Source organism: Aeromonas sp., assembly GCF_050633025.1.
Taxonomy (GTDB): Bacteria; Pseudomonadota; Gammaproteobacteria; order Enterobacterales; family Aeromonadaceae; genus Aeromonas.
The window spans coordinates 1-5,840 of sequence record NZ_JBODRQ010000173.1 but is presented as its reverse complement, the minus strand read 5'-3'; the positions used below and the strand labels follow the sequence as shown (position 1 = coordinate 5,840).

General features: G+C 59.1%; 6 protein-coding genes. 1 reads left to right on the top strand and 5 read right to left on the bottom strand.

The window, feature by feature from the left end:
• Positions 1 to 159: 159 nt before the first annotated feature.
• Positions 160 to 354: a heavy-metal-associated domain-containing protein gene (locus ACRAUW_RS16385; RefSeq protein ID WP_431363134.1), complete on the bottom strand. Its 195-nt coding sequence runs from the start codon at positions 352 to 354 to the stop codon at positions 160 to 162.
• Between the two features lie 63 nt (positions 355 to 417).
• Positions 418 to 1,368, bottom strand: coding sequence for an AEC family transporter (locus tag ACRAUW_RS16380; RefSeq protein ID WP_431363133.1), 951 nt, complete (start codon positions 1,366 to 1,368; stop codon positions 418 to 420).
• Between the two features lie 207 nt (positions 1,369 to 1,575).
• Between ACRAUW_RS16380 and ACRAUW_RS16375 the strand changes: the two genes are divergently transcribed.
• The gene (locus ACRAUW_RS16375; RefSeq protein WP_431363132.1) at positions 1,576 to 1,764 is read left to right on the top strand and encodes a hypothetical protein; all 189 of its coding nucleotides are present in this window, start codon (positions 1,576 to 1,578) and stop codon (positions 1,762 to 1,764) included.
• A 64-nt stretch (positions 1,765 to 1,828) separates the two neighbouring features.
• Here the strand turns inward: ACRAUW_RS16375 and rluA are convergent, their stop codons facing one another.
• The 3 genes from rluA to ACRAUW_RS16360 form a co-directional block, all read right to left on the bottom strand.
• Entirely contained in the window at positions 1,829 to 2,485 is a 657-nt protein-coding gene (rluA, locus tag ACRAUW_RS16370; RefSeq protein WP_431363131.1) for a bifunctional tRNA pseudouridine(32) synthase/23S rRNA pseudouridine(746) synthase RluA, read from the bottom strand.
• Between the two features lie 115 nt (positions 2,486 to 2,600).
• The gene (rapA, locus tag ACRAUW_RS16365; protein ID WP_431363130.1) at positions 2,601 to 5,468 is read right to left on the bottom strand and encodes an RNA polymerase-associated protein RapA; all 2,868 of its coding nucleotides are present in this window, start codon (positions 5,466 to 5,468) and stop codon (positions 2,601 to 2,603) included.
• A gap of 70 nt (positions 5,469 to 5,538) precedes the next feature.
• Positions 5,539 to 5,840: hypothetical protein (locus ACRAUW_RS16360; protein ID WP_431363129.1), on the bottom strand; the 302-nt coding region annotated here is incomplete at its 5' end.

Sequence of the window (5,840 nt, the reverse complement as noted above, 5' to 3'; positions counted from 1 at the left end):
GCAGGGTCTTGCGGATCGGTAGGGTCATGCTGCAAATCCTTATGGTTGGAATAATTGCAGCAAGTTAACCTATATAAATGATATTTTGCGTGATAAAACTCACCAAGTTGCAGGTTTGGCCAGGTTTTTCGACCTGATATGTCGACCTGTGAATATACATTAAACTACCTGAAAACCGCGGGCTTCGATCAGCGCGATCAGCTCGGCTTTGCTCAGCTCGCTCTCGATGACTGCTTTGCTGTTGGCAAAGTCGACGGTCGCGGTGGTGACCGCAGGCTGGGCTTGCAGGGCTTTTTGCAGACTGGCGGCGCAGCCACCACAGGACATGCCGAAGACGGTAAGTTCGATGGTCATAAATGCTCTCCTCTGTTGATAGGGCACAAGGGTAAAGTTGCCGCCTCCGGCAAGGTCAAGCCGTCAGTACATAAGACCCAGATAGTTCATCAGGGTTGCTCCCAGACTAGTGGTGAGCAGCGAGCCGAGGGTAGTGATGGCGATGATGTTCGCTGCCAGCACGCTGTCGCCCCCCATGGCACGGGTCATCACATAGCTGGCGGCGGCAGTCGGGGTGGCGCTGATGAGAAACAGAATACCCAGCTCCAGATGGCTGAAGCCGAGCAGGGCCGCCCCAAGAGTGAACGCAGCCGGAATGAGACAGAGCCGCATGATGCTGGCCCAGCCCGCAATGGCTGCACCACCACGCAGAGCATCCTGGCTGAGGGAGGCGCCGGTGCAGAGCAGTGCCAGCGGCAACGTCATGTTGGCGAAGTAGCTGCCGGTGGTGAGCAGCAGTTGCGGCATTTTGATACCGAGCAGGGTAAAGGGCAGCGCCGCCACGATGGCGATGATCAGGGGATTCTTGATGATGCCGAGCAGGATGGGGCGGATACCGGTGGCGCCACCCAGACTGCGGGTGAGAGTAATTACCGCGAGAATGTTGTAGATCACGGTCACCGCGCCGACATAGAAGGCCGCCGCCCCCAACCCTTCGTGGCCGTAGGCGTTTTGCACGTAGGCGAGCCCTATGATGGCGCTGTTGCCGCGAAAACTCCCCTGCACGAAGATGCCGCGCAGCCGCTGCTCCCCGATAAAGCGGCCAGCCAGCAGCTCCAGCACCAGATAGCTGGTGACGGTGGCGAGCAGGCCATAGCCGATAAACCAGAGGCTCGGCATGGTGGCGAAGTTGGTACCCAGAATACTGAGAAAGAGCAGGGCGGGTAGAGTGACCTGAAACACCAGGCGGGAGGCGGATTCGGTAAAGGGATCCGGCAGCAGCCCCAACCGCTTGAGCAAGATGCCGAGCAGCAGCACCACGCAGATGGGGCCTGTAATGGAGAGGGAGAAGAGCAGACTGGCCAACAGATCCATGGTGGGCGTCCTTCAGGTGCGCCGCCGAGGCGGGGCAAAAGGGCATTCTAACGCCATGGGCTTGTATTCACAGGGGTTAATCACAACAATGTGGGTATGGACAGGGCATGCAGGCACACGCCATGCAATTGATGAATTGGTTTTTTTGTGTTCAACCTTCATGCTTGTGGCAGATAGGCCGATAATGGTTAGTGCAGGAGGTGCTCTATGGACATATCCAGCTCTGCAAATACGTCGTTCGGTTCTGCGTTGATGGCGGCCAGTCTGGCCAAAAAACAGCAGACCCAAGAGGGCGAATCCGCACTGAAATTGCTGCAAACCGCAGCGCAATCCGCTCCGGCCGCGCCGACATCGGCCAGCGCTTCCCTCGGAAGCAATATCGATATCCGCGTCTGAGCGATAAAAAAGCCCCCATCTCTCGATGGGGGCTTTCTTTTTATTGGGCAGTTACCTGTCAGGCTCAGACCGGGAAAGGGGCTGGCGCCTCGAAGGTCATCCGCTCGCCGCTGCGGGGGTGGCTGATGGTCAGGCTGGCCGCATGCAGATAAAGGTGCGGTGCCGCCGCCAGCGCATCCGGGTTGGCGTAGAGGTTATCGCCGAGGATGGGGTGACCCAGCTCCAGCATATGAACCCGCAGCTGATGGGAGCGACCGGTAATCGGGGTCAGCATGATCAGGCTGTTGCCATTCTCCACCTTCAGCTTCTGCCACAGGGTCAGGGCATGACGCCCCTCCTCGTGGTCAACTTTCTGTTTCGGCCGGTTGGGCCAGTCGACGCAGAGCGGCAGATCCACTTCGCCCGCATCCAGCTCCGGTTCACCCCACACCCAGGCGAGGTAGTGCTTCTCTGTCTCCCGCTCGCGAAATTGTCGGCTCAGCTCCCGATGAGAGTTGGGATTGAGGGGAATGACAATGACGCCCGTGGTGGACATGTCGAGGCGATGAGCTGCCGCCGCCTTGGGGTGTTGCTGTTTCACCCGATGCAGGACGCTGTCTTCATTCTCGGGGCCGCGCCCGGGGACGCTCAGCAGGCCAGTGGGCTTGTTGACCACCATGATGTCCTTGTCCTTGAACAGGATATCGAGCCAGGGTTCCAGAGGCGGTGAGTATTCAAACATAAATGTCTCGCATCAGAAGGTGGGGGCAAGCCCCCATCAGTTATGGGTAACCACGACAAAGCGGCCTTGGGTATCCAGTTTGAGCTGGGTCTGGCCGCTGTCGGTCGGTACCTTGTCAGTTATGGGTGACCACGATAAAGCGGATGGCATCCAGCTTGAGTTGGGTCTGATCGATCAGGTGGTGCAATTCTGCCTGCAGATTGCGCAGATAATCCAGTTCGCTGTCGCGCACGTTCGGGTTGACTGCCTTGAGCGCTTCCAGACGATCCAGATCCTGCTGCAGGGTCTGCGCCATCTGGGAGCGGGCCTTGTCGACAATCCCGGCTTTCAGCTCTTCGGCAATGGCCTGGCCCTTGCCAATCAGACCGTGGATCACCGGTTGGGACGCGGTGACCAGCTTGCTGCCGAGGTGGCGATTGACCGGAGTCAGCTGGCGGTTGAAGGCATCGAACGCCACTTTCTCACCCAGATTCTGGCCGTTCTTGTCCATCAGCAGACGGATCGGTGTCGGCGGCATGAAGCGGTAGAGCTGGGGATGGGCCGCAGACTCGGCAACGAAGATCAGCTCAAGCAGGATGGAGCCGATGGGCAGTGCCTTGTTCTTGAGCAGTGCGACCGAGGTGGCACCGATCTCGGAGCCCAGGATCAGGTCGATACCGCCGCGCATCATGGGGTGATCCCAGGAGAGCAGCGCCATGTCATCCCGCGACAGGGCTGTGTTGCGATCGAAGGTGATGGTCATGCCGTCTTGCGGCAGGCCCGGGAAGCTGGGGACCAGCATGTGATCTCCGGGAGTCAGAACCAAGGCGTTCTCGCCACGGTCATCCTGATTGACGCCGATCTCGTCGAACATCTTGAGGGCGAAGGAGATCATGCCGGTGTCGTCATCTTCGGCGGCCAGCTTGTCGACCAGCTGCTGGGCGGCGGCGCCACCGCTGGAGTGGATCTCCAGCAGGCGATCGCGACCTTGTTCCAGACGGGCCTTGAGCGGCTCGTGCAGTTCGCGGGTCTTGATCAGCAGGGCGTCGAGAGTCGCCTGATCGCCGGTGTTGGCAGCCAGCAGCTCGAACAGTTCATCGCGCACCGCTTCGAATACCGGACGAGCGGTCGGGCAGGTCTGCTCGAACGCGTCCAGACCATCGTGATACCAGAGCTGCAGGGCGCGCTGGGAGGTGCCTTCCAGATAGGGAACGTGGATCTCGACGGTATTCTGCTGACCGATACGATCCAGTCGACCGATGCGCTGTTCCAGTAGGTCAGGGTTGAGCGGCAGATCGAACAGTACCAGATGACTGGCAAACTGGAAGTTGCGACCTTCTGAACCGATCTCGGAACAGAGCAGCACCTGGGCGCCACTATCCTCTTGCGCAAAATAGGCAGAGGCCTTGTCCCGCTCGAGGATCGACATCCCTTCATGGAATACGGTGCCGCGGATCCCCTCACGGGTGCGCAGCGCCTCTTCCAGTGCGATGGCGGTGGCTGCTTCGGAGCAGATCACCAGCACCTTCTGCTGGCGGGCAGAGAGCAGCAGCCCCAGCAACCACTCGACGCGCGGGTCGAACTGGGTCCAGGTTGCGTTGTCGCCTTCGAACTGCTGGAAAATCTTCTCGGGGTAGAGGTAGCGCAGGGCGCGGGTCTGCAGATCGCCGCCGTTGCCACCCATCATGCCCATCACCTTGATGGCGGTCTTGTACTGCTCCGGCAGCGGCATTGGGTAGACGTTGAGATGACGCTCGGGGAAGCCCTGAATATTGGCGCGGCTGTTGCGGAACAGCACCCGTCCGGTGCCGTGCTGGTCCAGCAGCTTGGCAACCGCCTGCTGACGGGCGGCGGCATCGCTCAAGTCCAACCCTTCCAGCTGGCTGGCGAGGATCTGTCTGGCTTCATCGCTCAGGGTCTCGCCATCCAGCAGCTCTTGTGCGGCGTTGGCGACCTGACCATAGGCCTGCTCTTCGGCGAGGAAGGCCTCGTAGTCGTAGAAACGCTCGGGATCGAGCAGGCGCAGACGGGCAAAGTGGCTCTGGTGACCCAGCTGATCCGGGGTTGCGGTCAGCAGCAGTACGCCCGGCACCTGTTCGGCCAGCGCTTCCACCATCTCGTAGGCACGGCTCGGCGCTTCTTCGCTCCACTCCAGGTGGTGGGCTTCGTCGACAACCAGCAGATCCCACTCGGCTTCCAGCACCTGTTCGAAGCGACGACGCTTCTTGCGCAGGAAGTCGAGGCTGCAGATCACCAGTTGTTCGGTCTCGAAGGGGTTCTCTGCATCGGCAAATGCCTCGATGCAGCGCTCCTCGTCAAACAGGGAGAAGTGCAGGTTGAAGCGGCGCAGCATCTCGACCAGCCACTGGTGCTGGAGCGTTTCGGGCAGCAGGATCAGTACCCGATGGGCGCGGCCGGAGAGCAGCTGCTGATGAATGATCATGCCCGCTTCGATGGTCTTGCCCAGACCCACCTCATCGGCCAGCAGTACGCGCGGGGCGTAGCGGTGACCCACTTCATGGGCGATATAGAGCTGGTGCGGGATCAGGCTGACCCGGCCACCGGCCAGACCGCGAGTCGGATTGCGACGACGCTGGTGCTGGTTGATCAACGCCTCGTAGCGCAGGGTAAAGCGTGACATCCGATCGATCTGACCGGCGAACAGGCGATCCTGCGGCTTGTTGAACTTGATAAAGTTGTTGAGAAACACTTCTTTGAGGGCAACGGGCTCATCATTGTCGGTGCGCACACCTACATATATAAGCAGGCCGTTTTTCTCCTGCACTTCTTCGACCGTCATGGTCCAGTCTTCGTGACTGGTGATCTGATCGCCCACATTGAAGCTGACCCGGGTGACCGGCGCCTCTTCTTTGGCATACATGCGGTTTTCACCGGTAGCCGGAAACAACAGGGTAACCATGCGTCCTTCAACAGCAACGACAGTCCCCAACCCCAGATCCGTCTCTGTATCACTAATCCAACGCTGGCCAAGTGCAAAAGGCATTAAACTCTCCAAAGCCCAAGAGTGTGTGAATCGCAAAGGGGCGCTATGTTACCCGAAGGCGTGACCTCGATCACCATGCATATAGATGTAGAGAGACCAAATTGCCACAACCTTGATCTGCGACCACCGCCACGCCATATAGAGGATAGCGAGCTCGCCAAACGGGTGTGTTATTGCAGGATAAATACGCTTTTTGGGTGATTAGTGAGCGGTTGAACCAAAAATGCGAATTTAATTCGAAAAGGCCCTTGCAAGCGTGATCCAGATCCCTATAATGCGCCTCCATCGACAGGGCAAGCGGCAACGCAGAAAGCCAAGTCGATAACCTCGAAAAGCCTTTGAAAATAAGGCTTGACTCGAGAAGGCGGTTGA